This is a genomic window from Vibrio paucivorans, from assembly GCF_054053395.1.
This window is the reverse complement of the sequence record NZ_CM133230.1, coordinates 1,519,796-1,542,048: the sequence shown is the minus strand read 5'-3', so window position 1 is coordinate 1,542,048 and position 22,253 is coordinate 1,519,796. Positions and strand designations below refer to the sequence as shown.

Genomic DNA, 22,253 nt, shown 5'->3' with positions numbered 1-22,253 from the left:
TTAATCAGCACTAATTTGTTCATAGTTTCAGCGGTTATGAGTCAACTCACAAAACTTGCTTGTGAGTTCATTTGAACCAAGCTCATTGTTAGTATTATAGATATAGTGTCTTGTGTTCTTAGATTTATTTCGAGCTTTCAGTATGTTATCGCATTTTAAAATTGCTATCGCCTCATTCACATTGCTGTCATCATTTTCCGTCACAGCTGCAGAGAGTGGTAACTGGGAATCGATTTATACTAATAAGCTAAAAAATAACGATGAATCTGGTGCGCTGCAGATGTTGCAGTCAAGATATGCTTCACTACCACCAAGTGCTGAAAAGCTCTATGTGAGTTCCAAGATTCATGGTTTCATGACTTTAAGAGGCCAACCGTTTCATGGAAGCGCTAGCATTCGAAACAGTGATTACGCCGAGCAAGAACACACATTTATATCTGCACTTAACGACGAAGAGCAACTTAACTTCGTGCAAGCTCGTTCAAGCTATGAAGAACTGTGGAATGAAGCAAACTTAGCCCGTGATCTAGAAGCTAAAACTCTATTTGAATACCATTTATGCCGGTTGCTGAATCGACAAGGTCAATATCACCAAGCTCAATACTATTGCTCGGCATTAAGAGGGAGCTTGGACGATGCAAAAGCTCCCCTGTTCCCCAAATATCGAGGTTACCGTATTATTGGTAATAATCAGGAGTTCCTCGGTGAGTATGCTTCCGCTCTAGACACTTATCAGCAAACACTGTCACTAATGCCTGAATATGTAGACCCTTCAGGCCTATATAATGACATTGGCCTGCTGTTAAAAGAGCTCGGTCGAACGAATGAAGCCAAAACCTATCTTTACCAATCTCTAGATATCCGTGAGCAAAAATCAGAGCCACTCAAACAGGCTCAGGTTTACCACAGTTTGGCAGATGTTTACCTCGCTGAAGACGACATCACTAAAGCGATCGATTACTTAGAACAGTCGCTCGCAATTCTTAAAATGCAGGACCACAAGTATGGCCTAACCTATGTCAATCTCGGTTTAGGCAAAGCGTTAGTGCAAGATGGTCAGTTCGACAAAGGACTGCCTTACTTGCTTAGAGCTCTTGAGCTCACCGAAACTCAGAACAATGATAATTTACGTGGTGATATCTACATCGTATTGGCTCTACAATACTTGCAACTGCAACAACTCTCACCCGCGAAAGACTATGCAGAGAAGGCACAGCAATTCGCCATGCAAATAGGCAGTGAACGCCTACGTGCGCGCTCGCTCAGCTTAATGGCAGAGATAGCAGAGCAAAGCAAAGATTTTGAGAGCGCATTAGCCTTTTTTCGCCAATACAGCGAAAGTGAGATCGGTATTCGAAACACTGAGAATCAAAAATCGTTCGAAGCATTACAAATTGAAAAAAACAATTTTCAACAGCAGTTAGCGTACGAACAACTTAAAAATAAAACACTAGAGCAAGAGAATGCACTTTACTCAGCTCGTCAGTACCGCTTAATTTATAATCTGGTGATTTTCTCACTGTTGATCTGCCTCGCTTTACTTTACTTTTCGCAAAAACGAAATAAAGCACGAGCCCGTATCGACAGCTTAACCAACGCTTTTAACCGGGGTGCTGCTATTCGTCATATCAAAAGCCAGCCATCTACACGACACTTCAACAGAAATAATGTTTTGATACTGCTAGATTTAGACAAATTCAAACAAGTGAATGATGAGCATGGCCACCCTACTGGGGACTTAGCCCTTAGAAGAATTTCCAAGGCGATTGCCGACCAACTAGAAGACAGAGATGCACTAGGCAGACTTGGTGGTGAGGAGTTTATTGTTTACCTACACAATGTAGAAGATATTGATGTTCGAAGTCGGGTCGAACAAATACATAAAAGCATCTCGGATTGTGTATTTGAAACATCAACAGAGCAGTCACTGAGCATCACAGCAAGCATGAGTTTTATTGCAACCCCTCGCTCGCTCAGCGACTTCGATGAACTTTATGCCATATTGGATCAAGCCTTATATCAAGCAAAGGCTAACGGACGAAACTGTATTGTCGACGCTTACAAAGATCCAATTACATTGTCTATGGCTGTGACTTCTTAATGTAATCAGCCATCACCACTTCACGGTTGTTTAGATAATCTTCTAACCCCGCTCGGCGTAGATCACATGAAGGGCAATCACCACAGCCATCACCGATCAGTCCGTTATAGCAAGTCAGCGTTTTTTCACGCACTAGGTCTAGCGCACCGTAATGATCCGCCATCGCCCATGTTTCCGCCTTGTTTAACCACATTAATGGAGTAGCGATGGTAAGGTCTCTATCCATGCCTTGGACCAAAGCGTTATTCATTGCTTTAACAAACTCATCTCGGCAATCAGGATAGCCAGAAAAATCTGTCTCACACACACCTGTTATAACCGTGTTTGCACCAATCTGATAAGCATAGATACCAGCTAACGTGAGAAATAGAATATTTCTTCCCGGTACAAATGAGTTCGGTAATCCGTTGTCTTGAAGTTCATGAGACACAGGAATATCGTCTCGTGTTAACGAGCTTATCGCCAATTCATTAAGTAAAGTAACATCCATGACTTTATGTGCGGCCACACCAAGCTCTTTCGCTAGGCTTTCTGCTACTTCGATTTCTAATCGATGCCTTTGACCGTAATCAAAAGTAATCGCATGGACTTCATCAAACTCTTTGAGAGCTTTAACCAGACAGGTAGTCGAATCTTGACCACCACTAAATACTACAACCGCTTTTTTCATCTTAATCTACCTACGCAATGCTCAAGAATTTGTGGGTTTGGATGGAGAGACGCCAGTTTCGCTCGATACAAGTGTCGATGCACAATTGCGTTGCTCGTGATTTTTGGCTGATTGGTTGCAAAGCGATAATGGTGTTTTCACCCACGTTTGCTTTATCTAACAGCGCATCTAGATGGTCGATGTCTTTTTGAGTCGCAACTGGGTGCTTAATTTCGTTTGCACGAATCATTGCACTATCTAGCACTGGGAGCTTACCTTTCATGGCCACCTTTGGTGACACCGTAACCCACGTTGCATCAGACGTCCGCACTTCTGACGTACCGCTCGTTTCTATCTGGCACTGACAACCGATAGCTTCAAAGGCAGCAGAAAGTGGTATCAAGTCGTAAATACAGGGTTCGCCACCAGTAATCACGATGTGCTTCGCGTTAAAACCTGATTTTCGGTACTGTTCTACGATCTCATCTGCAGTAACCGAACACCACGTAGGGCTGTCTTCAGTTTTTACCAAGATTTCATTTAATGGTCGCTCTTGTTCAGGCTCTGCTTCCCATGTCTGCTTAGTATCGCACCAAGCACATCCCACAGGGCATTCTTGTAGGCGAACAAACACAGAAGGAACTCCGGTAAAAACACCTTCCCCCTGAATGGTTTCGAACATTTCATTAATCTTGTACAACTTTGTAAAACCTGAGCTTTTAAATTAGGAACGAGACCTTAAATGACAAGTCGCTCAAGGTCAAATCAAAACCCTCTCCAAAAGTGTCTAAAGCTACCTAACAACTAGCATTAGCCGATAAATTTCAATAAGCTAATTTCTCTTCAACAATTGTTTAGGTAAGTCATGTACAAACTCATTGCATTAGATATGGATGGCACGCTTCTCAACAGTGAAAAGCAAATTTCTCCACGTACCCAAGCAGCGATTGCCGCTGCGAGAGAAGCCGGTGTAAAGGTGGTGCTCGCTTCTGGTAGGCCGCTTAAGGGAATGCAAAGTAAGCTCGATCAACTCGATATTGCGGGCAGCGATGAGTTTGTCGTTTATTGCAATGGGGCTTTAGTGAAAGACTTAGGTACACAACAAGTAATTCACAATGAGATTATTGATGGGAAAGCCGCCAAGGAAGTTGCTCGTCTCGCGCAACAATTTGGATTGTTTACTCATGCCTTTAGCACTGAACATGGGCTAATTAGCCCTCGCAACAATGAATACACTCACCTCGAGGTTTCATTTAATCAGCTTGAGCTAACCGAATTAGACTTTGAATCGCTCGAAGACAATCATCCTATTATAAAATCGATGATCGTCGGTGAACCAAGTAAGCTAACCCAAGCGGTAACTAAGATACCTCAAGAGATTAAGTCTCGATTTACTGTGGTTCAAAGCGCCCCATTTTTTCTAGAGTTTCTGAGTCTAAATGCCAATAAAGGCATTGCCGTCGAAGCAATCGCCAATCACTTAGGCATAAAAGCCCACGAAGTCATTTGCGTTGGCGACGCTGAAAATGATAACCACATGATTGAGTTTGCAGGTCTTGGTGTCGCCATGGAAAATGCAATGGAAGAAACCAAACAACTAGCCAATTACATCACCTCAACTAATGATGAAGACGGCGTAGCGAAGGTGATTGAGAAGTTCATACTCTCTGAACAGTAATACTTGAAATAATTAGGGGTAGTTTCCCTACCCCTTTACCGCTTCCAATCAAAGAAAGCATTCACAGTACAAGCGATAATTGTCCGCGTTGTTCAGTGCCTTATCTGGGTGACGAGCTGCTAGCCAAAAACAAGAGTTAGGTCCGTACATCATGTGTCCACTGACCGTCACGTCTTCCGTTTCTATCATATTGTGAGTGGCCTCGTGTACGACCACGCCAGCATACGAAATAATTGAATCATTTTCTGTTGGAAGTTGCGCAGCATTCTGTTTGATTTTTCTTCTGATCTCTTTCGATGCTCTATCGAATTCTTGCTGTAACACATCAACCTCCGCTGAAGACTTCCCCTTAATATCTTTAAAGAACTGACTTTGGACTTCAGCACGCTCGTCTTTTAAAGCCATATGTGTACCTAGCACTCTGTCGTAAAAAGCTTGGTCATGCACTGTTTGGTTTGAATGGTCGCCCGAACTGGTGAAGAAGTAATGTCCGAGATTGATTCTGATGTACTGCTGCTGCATCAAACTTTCAAAACTTTGGGGTGATGCTGTCCCATACGTTTTTTTCTTAACTGCTACTTTAAACTGAATAGATTTGGAGTTCAGCCCATCCAGCATATTGGTTAAGTTTTGCTTTAACTGCGCTTTTTGCTGATTGCTCAAAGCTCCGAACCATCGCTTCATATGTTCATTTGGATCCTTGAGCGAAACATTAGATAAGCCAGCTTGGATAATGCGCTTCGCTTCATCTCTGGACTTACGTATATTCCGAGTTAACGCTTCGCCTGCTAGTCCTTTCTCTTGCCCAACATCATAGACCTCAGGCATTACGACGATACCACCTTGAGCAACAATAATACCTGTCGACTTTTCTACAATTTTATTGACCACTGTTTGAGTGCTTTGAGCATTACTGTACGACTTATGTCCCTCGGCTATTGTCGCCAGCTGATCATCAGTGTTGGCGTAGCGCGTGGCCATCAGCAACATGTAGCCTCGCACTGCATTCCGGTGTGCTTTAGCATTCTCAGTATGAAGGGCATATCCACCTAACGCTAACTTTGCGCCAATAGTCTCCTTCGCTCTCGGAACATCTTGCTGTGCCTGCATCCATTCGAGAACACCGAAATAAGCTTTGTAGATCGCTGGATTTTTAGCGCCTAAAGTAAGTAAGGCCCCTATTCCTTGATTGAATCGTTCTAAGTCCGTTTTGGCCATTTGACTGTCTTCCTTATCATTCACAGTGCCGAAAGCGTGTAACCGCACATATTTGTAATGTAATCAGGGATCTATTATTACATTTAACATTTGAATAACAAGAAACATCAAACTCATTTTTAGTTCAATCGTGCTAAGTGCGTGACCGATTTAAGTTCTGACAACTGGTGCTAATAGATTGCTCAACTAATAGAAAAAACGCCTCAATAATCGAGGCGTTTAATTTTGGTAATGAATGAAGGTTGGTTAGCGGACGAACTTTCTACTTAGCAACACAAATGCCAGCATCAATATTGGGTAACGAACCGATTCGATTACTAGCGACATGATGCCACTGTAAGAGACGAAGCTGCCGATATAGCTAATCAATAGGTATATAAACAAAAGACCTACAACAATCGAGACTATATCGCGTACAGCAGGTTGAGTTTCGTTCGGCTTAAATGTCATCACCAGACCCGACGCCGTAATAACAACAGCCAGCCATGCAGTAAAAGTCGGAATTGGCCAAATCACCGTTAACACTACCATACCTGCAGATAAAGCGATCCACACACCTTTAGAGCTCAATAGTTCAGATACATTGAGATCGGGCTTAGACTCAAGCCTAATGATATGCCAAGCGACTAATGCTCCTAGTAGCGCTCCAACAATCATGTCCAATATAAACGCTGAACCACTGTAGAACTTGGTTAACCCCACCAAAAACATAAACCCTAGAAAACTCATCGAGTAGCGATTAATCGAAAGCTTTTCCAGCGCTAACAAAACAATTGTTCCAACCGTAAACCAAACAGCAATTGGCAAGCTTGGAAAACTATAGCCATAACTTGGCGCGAGCTCCAATGCAGGGATATAGACATGAGGCCTTGGCAGAGCAAACCCTTGCTGAGCCACTAGGCTCAAAATAGAAGTGACCGTTAGGGCAAAAAAGACTTTGTAAGTGAACTCCTTGCCAAAACGCCAAAACAATATAGGGAATAAAAAGATAAGCATCAGCGGTTGCGTTAATTGATTTAACGCGAGATTAAGCCCCAGCAATGTAGATTTGATAGGTGCTGGAGCCCCAGAAACCCACTGTTGCAGTCCGGTTATCCAATTCAACTCCGTTTGGTTAAGTTGAGGGGCAGCATCGATAAGGTGTGGAACGTAGGTTACCGATTGATTTGACGCACGGCTGTACATTTCTTTGATTGCAGGCCACTGCTCAGGGTAACGGTAATCAGAATCCTTTAGCTTACTAGGGTCCAGTAACATCGCTCCTGAGACTTCAACACCATAGTGAGGTGCAAACCAAATAGGTAATTCGTGCGCGTCTAATGCATTATTGAAATCGTACGCGATAACATCGGAGTCGGATACACAGTCATACATGACTGCGGTTTCACTGTAGCCAAGAACATCACCGACCGTTACGACCAAACCGGTTTCTTCCCAAGTTTCTCGTTGTGCCGTCAGTTTTGGATCTTCACCAGAAGAAATGGTACCTCCTGGAAGGGAGATCTGTTTGGTTAGAATTTCGTTGACCAACACTAGTCGGTCATCCGCTCTCACAATACAAAGAGAGCCCTTAATTCCTTCAGGTAAAGCAGTTTCATTTGCAGTGGATAGAGTAGAAAAAAGTAATGAAATACATCCAACTGCCAGTACGAATAGTCGTGATATCACGTGAAAACCTTAAAACAAATAATTACAGTGCTTTTCTTAGCCAATGAATATGATGTTCAAAACCACTGTGTTTATAAAAATCGATCGCTACTTGATTGAAGTTCCAAACTTCAACAAATACTTGCTGAACACCGTATTCCTTAAATCGCTGTTCTAACTGTCGGCACAGCCTGTGTGCCACTTTATGTTGACGGTATTTGGGAGCAACATAAAGCTCATCAATACTCCCCATTGGGATTGGTTTGCTGACTGTGGAAACAAGCTCACAAAAATGCCCAGTAATGAAACCAATCACTCTATTGTCGACTTTCGCGATTAATACCAAACACTCCGGATCATCCAAGTAGCGAGCAATACTCTTTTCTTGCTCGATCTCTTCCGCCGTTTTGAAATGTTCAGGGCAAGCTAGATGGTGTTCATTATGCAGATCGAACATCAGCTCGTTGAGAGTCTCGAGATCTTTAGCTTGAGCTGCAGTAATCGCTATCGTCGACATGATATATTCGCTTCACGAATAAACTATTGAATTGGCTTGATTGTATAGAATCTTTAATAAAAAAGCCCCTACAAATAGGGGCTAAGTTAATATTTTTTGACAAATTTTCATTTAGGATTCATTGAGTACTCGCTCAATTTCGCCAAGGCTCGTTGGGTCATCAATCGTTGATGGCACCGTGTATTGCTCGCCATCCGCAATCTGTCGTATTGTTTTACGCAGAATCTTGCCCGAACGAGTCTTAGGCAACCGCTCAACAACTAGAGCATGCTTAAAACAAGCTACCGCTCCGATCTGCTCACGCACCTTGCCGACTAGCTCCCCCTCTAACTCTATGTCATCGACTTTTACACCGTCTTTGAGAACAACTAGCCCTAGTGGTAACTGCCCTTTCAAGTCATCGTGAACCCCTACCACTGCACACTCTGCAATAGCGGGGTGTCCGCCTACGATCTCTTCCATTTCACCAGTAGATAACCTATGCCCAGCAACGTTAATCACGTCGTCAATACGCCCCATAATAAACAAGTAACCGTCTTCGTCTAGGTACCCACCATCACCCGACACGTAATACCCAGGAAACTGCGTCAAATACCCACTTTCAAAACGATCATGATTACGCCATACCGTTGGCAAGCAACCCGGCGGCAAAGGACGCTTAATAGCAACAAAGCCCTGTCGATTGGGTTGGGCAGCTTCACCCAACTCATCAAGAATCTCGACTTGATAACCTGGCACTGGTTTAGTCGCAGACCCCGCTTTTATCGGCATAAGCTCTAACCCAGTAGGGTTACTGGCAATTGCCCAACCAGTTTCTGTTTGCCACCAATGGTCAACAACAGGTTTATCTGTTTTGCTTTCTACCCACTCTAATGTTGGAGGATCTAGCCTTTCACCAGCCATGAATATGGTTTTGAGAGTGGATAAATTGTAATCCGACAGCAGTTCACCTTCTGGGTCTTCTTTCTTAATCGCTCGAAATGCCGTTGGTGCCGAAAACAGAACGTCTACCTTGTACTCTTCACACACTCTCCAGAAAGCACCCGGATCTGGCGTTCGAACAGGCTTGCCTTCAAACAGTACAGTAGCGCAACCATGAATTAGAGGTGCATAGACAATGTAGGAGTGGCCCACAACCCAACCGACATCGGAGGCTGCCCAAAATACACCGTCTTGGGGCATGTTATAGATAGTGCCCATGGAATACTTCATCGCAACCGCGTGACCACCATTATCTCGCACCACACCTTTTGGTTTTCCTGTGGTACCAGAGGTATAGAGTATATATAGCGGATGTGTAAAACGCACCGGAACACAATCATGCGGCTGCGCCTGCTGTACGGCGCTATGCCAATCAAGGTCCTTAGATTGATTCAAATCCGCTTTACATTCCGGCCGTTGAAGCACCACGACTTGTTCTGGCTTCCATCGGCTATCCATTACGGCTTTATCAACTAAAGGTTTATATGGAATCACCTTGTTGATTTCAATGCCACAAGATGCCGTCATAATAACCTTGGGTTCAGCGTCTTCAATTCTTACTGCGAGTTCATTGGGTGCAAACCCACCGAATACAACAGAGTGAATTGCCCCAATTCGTGCGCAAGCCAACATCGCCATTGCAGCTTCTGGAATCATCGGCATGTAGATCACGACTCGATCTCCCATGCCAACGCCCTGCTCTACTAACATTCCAGCGATTTGGGCTACTCTCTGTTTTAACTCTTTGTATGTATATTGCTGTTTGGTTTTGGTTACCGGTGAGTCGTAAATCAGGGCCGTTTTGTCTCCTCGACCGTTGGCACAATGGTAATCCAAAGCTAACCAACAAGTATTGAGCTCACCATCGGGGAACCATCGTTCAATACCATTTTCATCAGGCTGTAACGTTGTTTTTGGCGCTGTAAACCAATCAATTTTTTCCGACTGGGCTTTCCAGAACTGCTCTGGTTCGTTTAGTGCCCATTGATATTCAGTTTGATAAGCAGACATAGTGCTTCTCCATTCACATTATGAGGTAGCGTGCTTTGGTACACGTACCCACCCTTCCATTAGTATTCGGGCGCTACGACTCATAATCGCCTTCTCTATCTTCCAGCTGTTTTCACACATCTGAGCTTTTGCCCCAACTTTCAGCGTTCCAGATGGGTGACCAAATGTTACCGCCTCTCTTTCACCACCACCTGATGCTCTATTGACTATTGTTCCGGGAACAGCTGCTGCCGATGCTATAGCAACCGCTGCCGTACCCATCATGGCATGATGGAGTTGCCCCATTGACAACGCCCTAACCAGCACGTCTATGTCGCTCTCATCGACCGATTTACCACTGGAGGCTTGATAGCTTTTTGCTGGCGCAACAAAAGCGACTTTTGGTGTGTGTTGCCGTGATGCTGCTTGTTCAATGCTATCGATTAAGCCCATTTTCACCGCACCGTAAGCGCGGATTGACTCAAAACGTGCTAACGCATCTTCATCACTGTTAATGTCACCTTGAAGCTCAGTTCCCAGATAACCAATCGCACTCGCATCAACGAAAATAGTCGGTATTCCAGCATTGATCAGCGTGACCTCTAACTCTCCCAGTAGCGGTACTTCCAATACGTCTGTGATATTTCCAGTTGGAAACATTGCGCCTTCGCCGTCTGCAGGGTCTTCGAAGTCTACCCGTATTTCTGCTGCCGGAAATGTCACTCCGTCGAGCTCAAAGTCACCTAGCTCTTGCACCTCTCCCTCATGGACTGGAACGTGAATCACGATGGTTTTACTGATATTGGCTTGCCAAACCCTTACTTCAGCAATGCCGTTATGTGGGATTTTATCTTTGTCGACCAAACCACTGTGAATTGCGAATGGTCCAACAGCCGCCGAGAGATTGCCGCAGTTACCACTCCAGTCTACAAACGGTGAATCGATCGAAACCTGCCCAAAAAGGTAATCGACATCGTGATCAGCTCTTTCGCTTTTTGAGACAATGACAACTTTACTGGTGCTTGAAGTCGCTCCGCCCATACCATCTGTATGTTTGGCATAAGGATCTGGGCTTCCAACTACTCGGAGCAACAAACTGTCTCGTTCGCTTCCCGCTTGTTGCGCTTCCATCGGCAAATCCACCAAGTTAAAAAATACACCTTTGCTGGTTCCACCGCGCATGTAGGTTGCCGGGATTTTGATCTGTTTTCCGTGTTCCATCACTCCCTCCTACTGCGCTAAGAAATCTTTAGCAAAACGCTGTAGCACACCGCCCGCTCGATACACGCTCACTTCGTCCTCTGTGTCCAGGCGACATAACACTGGGACATCTACCTGCGAACCATCACTTCGAGTGATGATCAAACTAAGCTCACCACCAGCCTTTATGTCACCAGACACGTCATAAAGTTCGGTGCCGTCCAATTGCAATGATTTACGATTTACTCCCGATAGAAACTGCAGTGGCAACACACCCATTCCAACCAAGTTAGTCCTGTGAATTCGCTCAAAGCCCTCGGCAACAATCGCTTCTACTCCTGCTAATCGGACTCCTTTGGCCGCCCAATCGCGCGATGAACCCTGGCCATAATCGGCGCCTGCCACCACAATGAGGGGTTGCTTTCGATTCATGTAGGTTTCAATCGCTTCCCACATTCTTGTCACTTTGCCTTCTGGCTCAACTCGCGCTAAGGAGCCTTGCTGTACTTCTCCACCTTGAGTAACCATTTCATTGAACAGTTTCGGGTTTGCAAATGTCGCTCGCTGAGCCGTCAGGTGGTCTCCACGGTGAGTGGCATAGGAGTTAAAATCTTCCTCAGGCACCTTCATTTTGGCTAGATATTCGCCTGCCGCACTGGAGGCCAAAATCGCATTTGAAGGGGATAAATGATCTGTCGTGATGTTATCGCCAAGGATGGCCAACGGACGCATGCCTTTTAGGGTTCTTTCTCCGGCAAGCGCCCCCTCCCAGTATGGAGGGCGGCGAATATAAGTACTCATCGGTCGCCAGTCATACAGTGGGTTAGTATTCTCACTCTGGTCATCAAGTTTGAACATTTGAATATAGACCTGGTTGAACTGTTCAGGTTTTACATGCTGATTAACAACCGCATCAATTTCTTCATCGCTTGGCCATAGGTCATTTAGGAAAACATCATTGCCGTCGCGATCTTTACCTAAGCTGTCTTTTTCAATATCGAAGCGAATGGTTCCAGCCAAAGCGTAGGCAACCACTAATGGAGGTGACGCGAGAAATGCCTGTTTCGCATAAGGGTGAATACGTCCGTCGAAGTTTCTATTACCAGAAAGCACCGCCGTGGAATATACATCTCGCTCGATGATTTCCTTTTGGATATCGGGGTCCAGCGCCCCACTCATACCGTTACAGGTCGTGCAGGCGTAAGCAACGATTCCAAACCCTAACTGCTCAAGTTCAGGCAATAACCCCGCTTCTTCCAAGTAAAGCTTCGCCACTTTAGAGCCTGGTGCGAATGAAGTCTTAACCCATGATTTTCGGGTCAAGCCAAGTGCATTTGCTTTTTTCGCCACCAAGCCTGCGGCAACAACATTTCGAGGATTACTGGTATTGGTGCAAGAAGTAATCGCGGCAATGATCACAGCACCATCAGGCAATAAGCCCTCTTCTTGCTCCCACTTACCAGCTATACCACGTTCAGCGAGCTCTGTTGTTGGGAGGCGTCGATGTGGATTCGACGGCCCAGCTAGGTTGCGCTGAACCATGGATAAATCAAACTCAAGCACACGTTCGTACTGAGCCGTTTCTAAATCATCCGCCCATAAGCCTATATGTTTCGCGTAACGTTCAACAAGTTCGACTTGCTCTGGCTCACGCCCAGTCAGTTTCAGGTAGTTGATAGTTTGCTCATCGATATAAAACATGCCAGCTGTCGCGCCATACTCAGGCGTCATGTTTGAGATCGTTGCTCTATCACCAATAGTAAGATCGCGTGCGCCTTCACCAAAAAACTCTAAGTAGCTGGATACGACTCGTTGCTCTCGCAAAAATTCTGTAATCGCCAATACAATGTCAGTTGCCGTAATCCCAGGCTGTCTTTTCCCCGTCAGTTTGACACCAACGATATCGGGTAAGCGCATCATCGAAGGCCGACCTAGCATCACCGTTTCAGCCTCTAGTCCACCGACTCCAATAGCTATTACGCCCAGAGCATCTACGTGTGGCGTATGACTGTCGGTACCAACACAGGTATCAGGAAAAGCGACACCATTTTTGGCTTGCACCACAGGGGACATTTTCTCTAAGTTGATTTGGTGCATGATGCCGTTTCCAGCAGGAATAACGCTAACGTTCTTAAACGCGGTTTTACACCACTCAATAAAATGGAAGCGGTCTTCGTTACGTCGTTCTTCAATTTGTCGGTTTTTCTCGAAAGCTTCGGGATCAAAGCCCGCATGTTCTACTGCTAACGAGTGGTCGACAATTAACTGTGTTTCTACCACAGGATTGACTTTTGAAGGATCGCCGCCTTGTTCGGCAATTGCATCACGTAGTCCCGCAAGGTCAACTAACGCTGTTTGGCCAAGAATATCGTGGCAAACTACGCGAGCAGGATACCAAGGAAAATCTAAGTCTCGTTTTCTCTCGATGAGCTGCAGCAACGATTGCTCTAACTGGCTCGGGTCACAGCAGCGCACCAATTGTTCCGCCAACACTCGAGAAGTGTACGGCAAAAACTCGTATTCGCCTTCGCTAAGTGCGTTCACCGCCTCACGAGCGTCGTAATACTCTAAGTCGGAGTCAGGCAGACGCTTGCGGTACTGATTGAAGTTAGAAGGCTTATTCTCATTAGAAGGGATATTTACATTGGATATCGTCATAACTTTCATCCATGAATTTTTGTACAGCGTACTCTGAAGAGCCCTATTTCAGGCTCTACAGAGTCTCGATAAAAAGTCTGGCTATCTTTGCTCGATTGGAACCCAATCTTGGTGATCAGGTCCTTCATAATCTGCGCTCGGCCTGATTATTCGATTGTTTGCACGCTGTTCATAAACGTGTGCAGCCCAGCCTGTCAGCCGGCTCATTACAAAAATCGGTGTGAACAATTTGGTTGGGATATCCATGAAATGGTAGGCAGAAGCATGGAAGAAATCCGCGTTGCAAAATAGGCCTTTCTCGCGTTTCATCACCGACTCAACTCTTTCTGACACAACATACAGGCTTGTGTCACCAACCGCATCCGAAAGCTCTTTAGACCAACGCTTAATCAATGCATTGCGAGGATCACTCTCACGGTAAATTGCATGACCAAATCCCATGATTTTGTCTTTGTTCGCTAACATCTGCATGATGTTACTTTCCGCTTCATCAGGGGTTTGCCAATCTTGAATCATTTCCATTGCCGCTTCATTTGCGCCGCCGTGTAATGGCCCACGTAATGTGCCAATCGCCGCGGTAATGCACGAGTGAAGATCAGATAAGGTCGAAGCACACACTCGAGCAGCAAACGTTGAGGCGTTAAACTCGTGCTCTGCGTACAGAATCAGCGAACAGTGCATAACTTGCTTGTGTAATGCGCTTGGCTCTTTATCCGTCAATAGCTTTAGGAAATACCCACCGATACAGTCTTGAGATTGATCTTCCGTATCAATACGAACGCCATCATGGCTAAATCGATACCAGTAACAAATGATGGCTGGGAATAATGCCAGCATTCGTTCAGTCGCGGCTTGCTGCATAGAAAAGTCGGTTTCTTGCTCAAGGTTTCCTAACATTGAACAGCCTGTACGCATAACATCCATCGGGTGAGCGTCGGCAGGAATCAGCTCTAACGCCTCCTTAAGCGCTTTTGGTAAGCCACGTAAACTCACCAACAAAGTCTTATAATCATCCAACTCTTTCTGATTCGGCAAGTGACCGCGTAACAGCAAGTGCGCAACTTCCTCAAATTGAGCATTGTTAGCCAAATCAGTGATGTCATAACCTCTGTAGGTTAGACCCGTCCCCGTTTTACCGACAGTACACAGTGCTGTGCTTCCAGCGCTTTGCCCGCGAAGGCCTGCGCCACCTAATGCTTGGTTAGGCATAATTGAACTCCTTTTCGTTTGGCTGTGTTCTCTTTGGAACGGTTGTAACCAAACCGATTTCACGTTATTGGATTAGATTTATCTATAATTTTTCATATCTAAGTAAGAAGATTCTTGGGCTTCTATTGTCTATTTGTCTTCAGCGAACAATCGATCAAGTTTATCTTCGTAATCGTGGTAGTTCAGGTGCTCATAAAGCTCTTTACGAGTCTGCATCGTCTCTAGCAACGCTTCCTGATTTCCCTCAACTAGCAAATGCTTGTAGACGTTCTCTGCCGCTTTATTCATGGCTCTAAACGCACTTAACGGGTAAAGCACCATATCCACTTTCGATTTGGCCAGCTCGCTGCAATTATAGAGCGGTGTTTGCCCAAACTCGGTGATGTTGGCTAAGATGGGAACGTGCTTTCCGACCGCAGATTCAAGTGCTGTCGAAAATTGAACATACTGCTCTAACTTGTTCATTGCTTCAGGGAAGATCATGTCGGCACCGGCTTCAACACAAGCAATGGCACGTTCAATAGCTCTATCGATGCCTTCAACCGCTAGCGCATCCGTTCGAGCCATCACCACAAAATCCTCATCGTTACGAGCATCTACTGCGGCCTTAACACGGTCGACCATTTCTTGTTGGCTTACGATCGCTTTGTTAGGTCTGTGTCCACAGCGCTTTTGCGCTACTTGGTCTTCCATATGAACAGCAGCAGCGCCCGCCTTTTCCATACCTTTGATTGTCCGAGCAATATTGAATGCGCCACCAAATCCAGTATCGATATCCACCAGCAACGGTAAGTCACAAGCGTTAGTGATTCGGTCAACATCCACCAACACATCGTTTAAGGTTGTAATACCTAGATCAGGTAAGCCATACGACGCATTGGCGATACCGCCACCGGATAAATATATCGCTTGGTGACCTAAGTTCTTTGCCATCATGGCGCAGTATGGATTGATCGTGCCGACAATTTGCAGTGGATCATTGTTCTTTACAGCGAGTCGGAACTTCGCCCCCGGAGAATGACTCATAGTTTTTCCCTCTAGTCCATTAGTCTCTTATTTACATAGATATCTGTTGTTCTATTAGCTTACGACTGCCTGAGATATGCCTTCTCATCAGCATCTCAGCCAGCTCTTCATCTCTATTTCTAATCGCTTGAAGAATAAATTCGTGCTCCCTTAAGGCTTCTTTTGGCCGAGACTGAGCGCGTGGAGATTGGTAGCGATACATGCGTAGTAAGTGATAGAGCTCATTGCATAGCAGTGAAACCAGCTTGCTGTTTCTGCTCGCTTTAATAATTCGATAATGAAAATCGAAGTCTCCATGCTGGTGAAAGTATGAAGCCCCCTCCACGTCATCAATGTGTTTTGAGTGACGAAAAAGAACGTCTTCAAGCCCATTGAGTTCTTCTTCAGTAATGTGCCTCGCTGCGAGTCGTGCCGCCATACCCTCTAGAGCTTCGCGCACGGAATACAATTCGAGGAGCTTTTCCGCTGAAAAGGTAATGACCTTGGCACCGACATGTGGAATGCGTTCGATAAGACCTAAGCCTTCAACGCGCATTATGGCTTCGCGCAGTGGGCCGCGGCTGACTTCAAATCGCTTGGCAAGCTCTGGCTCTGATATTTTGCTTCCTGGTTCAATATCACCGCCGACAATCGCTTCAATCAAATACTCGGTCAGGTTTTCAGACTTAGTATTTTCTTTGTCGCTTTTACCCTCGACAGAGGAAGTAAGCATCGTATTCATAATCAAGCTACCTATTGTGTTGACTCATTAGATTGTCAACAATTCCTTAACTTGAATATAAAATAGACTATTGATGTGTCGACAATCAAGTGAACTGTCGACAATTTAGACTAAGGTATGAGTCGCTATGATTTTTCAATTGGTGGGCCCGCTATGGAAACTTGTGGCGAAATCTACTTATATACAAGGGTTTTAAACAAAAAGGCCAATACAACATGTGTATTGGCCTTTTCATTCTCGCTCAAGCTAACACTACTACTAACAGCCAAAGTGTCGACAGTTCGATTATGGAGTTAGGCAACCTCGCTGGGCGACACATATTGACTAATATCGACTTCATCAATTTGAGCGCTTGGCAAATGCGCATGGGCATACTCTAAGTAACAACCGCTCTCTAAGAACAAAATGAACAAGTCCCTATCAATATGCTCATCCAGTGCCATTTTGTACATGATATCGATGGCGACACTTATAGGCTTAGCCTTCTTATACGGACGGTCAGCTGCCGTCAGCGCTTCGAAGATATCGGCAATCACCAGAATTCGCTCTGGGATAGATAGACTTGCACCACTTAGCTTACGTGGGTAGCCCGTCCCTTTGAGAGTTTCATGGTGGGTGGAGGCATAGCGAGGAACCCGACTCAGCTCCGGAGGGAATGGCAGTGCATCAAGCATCTTGATCCCACTGATCATATGTTCATTAATCTTAAATCGGTCTTCGGCTGTTAACGTACCGCGTGAAATTGAGAGATTATACACTTCACCCAAATTGTACTGATATTCTGGGACATCTACTTTGATACCTAAATGCGGTTCAAACTCCAGAGGGTGAACACGCCGGTGAATATGTTCGGGCTTGTCCGAAAGGAGTGGCTCTTCGACAGGTAACGACTGCCCTGCTGGTAACGTAACGTCTGCTTTAACTTTGCTCATTTCCTCAAATGGTGATAAGCCAATGCTATCGTCAAAATGTCTCTTCCAAGTTTTAAGTGCGATCGCTTGTATACGCTCAACTTCCGCCTCGCCCATAAATTCTCCGCCTACATTTGAACGAGCAATAAATTCAAAGTCATCTTGTAGCGTTTTTTTAGTCTCGTTCAGACGTGACAACGCTTGTTCTTTATCGATGCTACCTTCCTGCAGGGTCTTCATATATTCAATTTCCGCGTCGCGCAATAGCACTTCAAATCGCATTCGAACTTCATGAATGCGATTGTAATTCGCTTCTAGCTTGGTACCTTTGTCTACAATGTGTTCCGGAGTAGTGATTTTACCGCAATCATGCAGCCAAGCAGCTATTCTAAATTCTCTTCGTTCAGCATCATTCGCGAAGCAAAAGTCTTTAAACTTACCCTCACTGCTCTCTTCTGCGGCCTTTGCGAGTAACATGCCGATTTCAGGTACGCGATTACAGTGCCCTGCAGTGTACGGCGACTTGTCATCGATCGCCTGCGCAATGAGCTTAATGAACGCCTCTACAAATTCTTCTCGCTGCTTCTCATGTTGCTGTAATTCGTCACCCATTTTGGCGATGGACTCCGACAGCTCATACACCTCTTTGATTCGCGTATTAACTAAGCCGACATCACTATACTTACGCGCTTTCACCTTCTTGGTTTCCAGCCGCAATGCGCGAATAGGCTTAACTATTGGAGCACTAAAGCGCCACGCAAGTGGCATCAACGCAAACATGACTAGTGCTGTAGCCGCGATGGAGGTCATTAACTTTGGAATCACTTGTTCTGTGACTACTGAGTTCGGTACAACGACCGCAAAGTACTCATATCCAAATTCACCCGACCCCATTTGAGTGACAAACACAAATCGACGCTCGCCTTCGATTTCCATTTCAATCATCTTGTCATGGTTGATTTGTTGTTGAGTGACCAGATACAACTCTGGATAGGGAACGAAGCTACCACGCCATTGATTCGTATCTAGCCATTTTGCTTTTAAAGCTCTTCGCTGCTGAGGTGAAATTGCGGCGATCGCTTGGTTGATAACCGCTATTAACGCTTGGTTTTCCTCTTTCATATAGAGGTGAAATGAAATAGGGTCCGATTGACTTAGCCCAGTCACAGAAACTGTCGATTCAACAACCAACTCGTTGAGTTCACTCAACGTGTGGTAAGTATCGATAAGGTAATCCAGCTCACCACTCATCAGTGACTCTTTCGCTTCATCGAGACTCGCCAGTTCAACGATATTCAGTTTAGGGTATCGCTCTAGTAGCCATGACTTCATACCAAACCCGCCTACTACTCCAATCGTATCAAACGTCAGCGAGTTCAAATTTTTAGGTATTTTACGAATCACTTTTGCCGCAATGGCCAGTTGCCCTTCAAACAGTAAATCGCTCTTAATTCCTGGTGTTACGGAGTTTGCCGGAACAGAATGCAATATCTGGAGGTCGCCTATCCGGTATTTCTCGGCGAGTTCAACGCTGGTGAAGCCATTAATTAATTCAAAAGTAAGTCCTGTCTGGTCAGCGATCAGCTCTAGAACATCAACGGCATACCCTTTTGGCATACCCGATTGAGCATAATCATATGGGCCCCAGTCATTTTGATTCGACACCAGTAATGGTGGAGACTGCTCAATCAGTGCACGCTCTTCCTCACTCATTGCTAAAGGTGCCGATGAAGGGATCAACACTTCATTAAACAGTTGACGATTAGAAGCGATCACTTCCCCTTTGCTGTTAAAAATGAACGATTCTGCGTCCGTCCCTTCTTCCAGACCAAGTTGTGTCGCTGTGATTTTTTGATTTACTGCAGACAAAACCACATCAATCCCTATCGCCCCTTTAGGGCTACCAATCGAATAGGTTTGACCGGTGATCTTCAAATGCTTAAACAGGTAAGGTTCCGTTTTGAAAACATCTGTACCTTCCGCTCCAACATACCAAGGCCTGCGGGTTGGATAATAGTTGCTTTCCTCAGTAGTACTTTTGGTCAGCGAAAAGTCGTCTGTGTAGTAGTTGGTAATACGCGTGCGTTTATCATCCTCGTTGAAGATCTTGATAACTACCCACCTATCGTTAGGCGCAGCTTTTATTCGCTCTCGAACAATAGGCGAAGACTCTAGGTTGATGACTTGAAAAAACCGGTCATCATTGCGTCCGAAATACAGACTGTAGAAAAGTGGGTTATCAGAAAGGATTTGGCTGAAAATGTCTCGTATCTCGACTTCGGTAAATGCGTGCTCAATACTGGTTGCGACGCCGCGTAGTATTTTAACGCTGCTTGTCGCATTGGTTTCCACCTGTTGTAGATACTCGCTTACGTTGGTGGAGGCACTTGTCAGTTTGGACAAAACAGCTTCTTGGGACATTTGCTTACCAAAATAGTATTGCATACCAATCGCCACACAGGCAGTCACTGTTGTCGCAAACAAGAACATACTGCCGACAGTAAACTTTATTGAATACTTACGACGCCCTTTAAGCGGTGTGTTCATCCTTATGCCTCCATGGCAATTTCCAATCCGACTCAATTCTCAATCCCGAGATTCATAATGATTATTAAACTCAATGATTTATATATCAATACAACATCCTATAAATCGAATCTATTGTAGAACTCAAGTTAAGCAGAAAACCGGATGCATATCAAAAACCTGAATGGATAAATGCATTTCATACCAGCGTGAACTTTATGAACAAAACCTCCAATATGCTCAATATTCTTTTTATCTACGCATTAGAGACACTTTGTTAACACTTATTTAACCTTAAACACATCTTCATTGATGAGTCCCTTCCCATCAATGCAGTGAAATGATAACAATACGCACCATCACGAACTTTGGTGCGCCTACATAAGGAACGTGAATCATGTTTAAGGTAATGAAACCAACACTAGCCGCATCGATTATTGCAGCGACCTTTTCTTTCAGCACTTTTGCTGCAGACGTCGAGAAAATCCACTTCTTAATTCCAGGTGGTGCTGGCGGTGGCTGGGACATGACAGCTCGTGGTACTGGTGATGTACTAGTTAAAGAAGACATCGTAGAAAATGTTTCTTTCCAAAACCTTTCTGGCGGCGGTGGTGGTAAAGCAATTGCTCACCTAATTGAAACAGCAGAGCGTCAAGAAGACACGCTAATGGTTAACTCAACCCCTATCGTGGTTCGCTCACTTACCGGAATTTTCCCTCAATCTTTCCGAGACTTAACACCTGTTGCAGCAACTATCGCTGACTACGGTGCCATCGTTACGTCGCCAGACTCTCCATACAACACGTGGGAAGATGTGGTTAAAGAATTCGAATCTAACCCACGTAAAGTGAAGATCGCAGGCGGCTCTGCACGCGGCAGTATGGACCACTTAGTTGTAGCCGCTGCGTTTAAAGGCGAAGGCTTTGATGCTAAGAAAGTACGCTACATCGCTTATGATGCAGGCGGTAAAGCAATGGCCGCATTACTTTCTGGTGAAACACAACTGCTTTCAACTGGCCTAGGTGAAGTGCTAGAGATGTCTAAATCTGGCCAAGTAAAAATCCTTGCAGTGACGGCGCCTAAACGCCTAGAAGCCGCTCCAGACATTCCGACTCTTACTGAATACGGTAACGAAACAGTATTCGCAAACTGGCGTGGATTCTTCGCAGCACCAGGGGCTAGCCAAGAGAAAATCGACGAGTGGAACGCGGCTTTAACCAAAATGTACAAAACCGATCAGTGGGAAGTTGTTCGTGACCGTAACGGTTGGATCGACAACTACAAAGCCGATAAAGACTTTTACGCTTTCCTTGAAGATCAAGAGAAGCAAATGGGCGACCTAATGCGTGAGCTTGGTTTCCTTAAGTAAGACCCTGTAGGGTCGAGGAATCGACCCTACGTCCCTGTTTTGCCGTATTAAAGAGTTCTATCTTGCGGTTTAAGATAGAGTCCATAAAAACTCCTTTGTTTATTTAGCCACGCTTTTTAGGCACGGCTTGTTGAAAATAAACATGTAAGCCAATTTGACTAGCAGCAATCAGCTTACTTTCGAGGTTGCCCCATTACCGGAGCGTTTCATAGGAATAACCCCCAAAATGAAATCGAAGGTAAAACCTGCAAACTCACGTTGATGAATATCCTGACAACTACTCATTAACTCTCTTTTATACGGCCTTTTTCTTCCCCTCTTAAACAAACTATGCAAATGGAGTTGGATATGTCGGATTTGCCAACTAGTTCATTCTTTAGCAAGGAAAACCTTCTTTGTCGCGACCGAGTCGGCGCAATGATTTTCCTTTTGGTGTGCCTTTGTTACGGCTATCAAACCTCACTGATCCCATTATTCCCGGGTGACGAGTACGAACCATTCACAGCAAGAACGCTGCCCACTCTTCTCACATTTGCAGGTATTGGATTATCCATTCTATTGCTGGTGACAGGACAACCAGACACCCAAAGTGGTGCTGTCGTCGGTTTTAACTGGAAGCTTCTTCTTTCCTTCATTGCTTTGATGGCGTTGTACGGCATTGGCCTCACCTATGTTGGCTTTGTTATCGCAACTAGCTTCTTCTTATTAGCTGGGTTTTATTTACTTGGCGAACGCCGCAAGAAAGTGTTGTTTGGCGCATCTTTCCCATTCGTTATCGCTTTCTTCCTGTTACTTACTCAAGGCTTAGACATCTATCTTGAGCCAGGCTTAATCTTCACTATCTGGTAGGAC

General features: G+C 45.0%; 16 protein-coding genes. 4 read left to right on the top strand and 12 right to left on the bottom strand.

Annotated features, from left to right (window positions below; all coding sequences use genetic code 11):
* Positions 1–142: 142 nt before the first annotated feature.
* Positions 143–2,101 (top strand): diguanylate cyclase, encoded by a 1,959-nt coding sequence (locus ACXABW_RS07215; RefSeq protein ID WP_457524820.1) that lies wholly within the window; start codon positions 143–145, stop codon positions 2,099–2,101.
* Here the strand turns inward: ACXABW_RS07215 and queC are convergent.
* Both queC and queE read right to left on the bottom strand, forming a co-directional pair.
* A complete protein-coding gene (queC, locus tag ACXABW_RS07210) occupies positions 2,082–2,771 on the bottom strand; it encodes a 7-cyano-7-deazaguanine synthase QueC (RefSeq protein WP_457524818.1) in 690 nt (229 codons plus the stop codon). The two genes, ACXABW_RS07215 and queC, sit on opposite strands and share 20 nt — an antisense overlap.
* Before the next feature lie 10 nt (positions 2,772–2,781).
* Complete coding sequence (gene queE / locus ACXABW_RS07205) at positions 2,782–3,432, bottom strand: 7-carboxy-7-deazaguanine synthase QueE (RefSeq protein WP_457524816.1); 651 nt, start codon at positions 3,430–3,432, stop codon at positions 2,782–2,784.
* Positions 3,433–3,615: 183 nt separating this feature from the next.
* On the opposite strand from queE, the gene ACXABW_RS07200 reads away from it, so the two are divergent.
* Positions 3,616–4,428 (top strand): Cof-type HAD-IIB family hydrolase, encoded by an 813-nt coding sequence (locus ACXABW_RS07200; protein ID WP_457524815.1) that lies wholly within the window; start codon positions 3,616–3,618, stop codon positions 4,426–4,428.
* 48 nt (positions 4,429–4,476) lie between these two features.
* Here the strand turns inward: ACXABW_RS07200 and ACXABW_RS07195 are convergent, their stop codons facing one another.
* From ACXABW_RS07195 to ACXABW_RS07150, 10 genes are all read right to left on the bottom strand, one after another.
* Entirely contained in the window at positions 4,477–5,646 is a 1,170-nt protein-coding gene (locus ACXABW_RS07195) for a M35 family metallo-endopeptidase (RefSeq protein WP_457524813.1), read from the bottom strand.
* Between the two features lie 246 nt (positions 5,647–5,892).
* A complete protein-coding gene (locus ACXABW_RS07190; RefSeq protein WP_457524812.1) occupies positions 5,893–7,314 on the bottom strand; it encodes a bifunctional NUDIX hydrolase/phosphatase PAP2 family protein in 1,422 nt (473 codons plus the stop codon).
* Positions 7,315–7,336: 22 nt separating this feature from the next.
* Positions 7,337–7,810, bottom strand: a complete 474-nt coding sequence (locus ACXABW_RS07185; RefSeq protein ID WP_252030693.1) for a GNAT family N-acetyltransferase — start codon at positions 7,808–7,810, stop codon at positions 7,337–7,339.
* Between the two features lie 111 nt (positions 7,811–7,921).
* Positions 7,922–9,802 carry a propionyl-CoA synthetase gene (locus tag ACXABW_RS07180; protein WP_457524810.1) on the bottom strand — a complete coding sequence of 627 codons (1,881 nt, stop codon included), beginning with the start codon at positions 9,800–9,802 and terminating at the stop codon, positions 7,922–7,924.
* A gap of 18 nt (positions 9,803–9,820) precedes the next feature.
* Positions 9,821–11,002, bottom strand: a complete 1,182-nt coding sequence (gene prpF / locus ACXABW_RS07175; protein ID WP_457524808.1) for a 2-methylaconitate cis-trans isomerase PrpF — start codon at positions 11,000–11,002, stop codon at positions 9,821–9,823.
* A 9-nt stretch (positions 11,003–11,011) separates the two neighbouring features.
* On the bottom strand, positions 11,012–13,639 hold the full coding sequence (acnD, locus tag ACXABW_RS07170; protein ID WP_457524807.1) for a Fe/S-dependent 2-methylisocitrate dehydratase AcnD: 2,628 nt from the start codon (positions 13,637–13,639) through the stop codon (positions 11,012–11,014).
* Between the two features lie 81 nt (positions 13,640–13,720).
* Positions 13,721–14,848: a bifunctional 2-methylcitrate synthase/citrate synthase gene (gene prpC / locus ACXABW_RS07165; protein WP_457524805.1), complete on the bottom strand. Its 1,128-nt coding sequence runs from the start codon at positions 14,846–14,848 to the stop codon at positions 13,721–13,723.
* A gap of 129 nt (positions 14,849–14,977) precedes the next feature.
* Entirely contained in the window at positions 14,978–15,874 is an 897-nt protein-coding gene (gene prpB / locus ACXABW_RS07160) for a methylisocitrate lyase (protein WP_252030687.1), read from the bottom strand.
* Between the two features lie 31 nt (positions 15,875–15,905).
* Complete coding sequence (locus tag ACXABW_RS07155; protein ID WP_252030686.1) at positions 15,906–16,595, bottom strand: GntR family transcriptional regulator; 690 nt, start codon at positions 16,593–16,595, stop codon at positions 15,906–15,908.
* A gap of 293 nt (positions 16,596–16,888) precedes the next feature.
* A complete protein-coding gene (locus ACXABW_RS07150; protein WP_457524803.1) occupies positions 16,889–20,053 on the bottom strand; it encodes an HD domain-containing phosphohydrolase in 3,165 nt (1,054 codons plus the stop codon).
* Between the two features lie 376 nt (positions 20,054–20,429).
* Between ACXABW_RS07150 and ACXABW_RS07145 the strand changes: the two genes are divergently transcribed.
* Positions 20,430–21,401, top strand: coding sequence for a tripartite tricarboxylate transporter substrate binding protein (locus ACXABW_RS07145; protein WP_265686304.1), 972 nt, complete (start codon positions 20,430–20,432; stop codon positions 21,399–21,401).
* Positions 21,402–21,749: 348 nt separating this feature from the next.
* Positions 21,750–22,250 carry a tripartite tricarboxylate transporter TctB family protein gene (locus tag ACXABW_RS07140; RefSeq protein ID WP_252030683.1) on the top strand — a complete coding sequence of 167 codons (501 nt, stop codon included), beginning with the start codon at positions 21,750–21,752 and terminating at the stop codon, positions 22,248–22,250.
* The last annotated feature ends 3 nt before the right edge of the window (positions 22,251–22,253 follow it).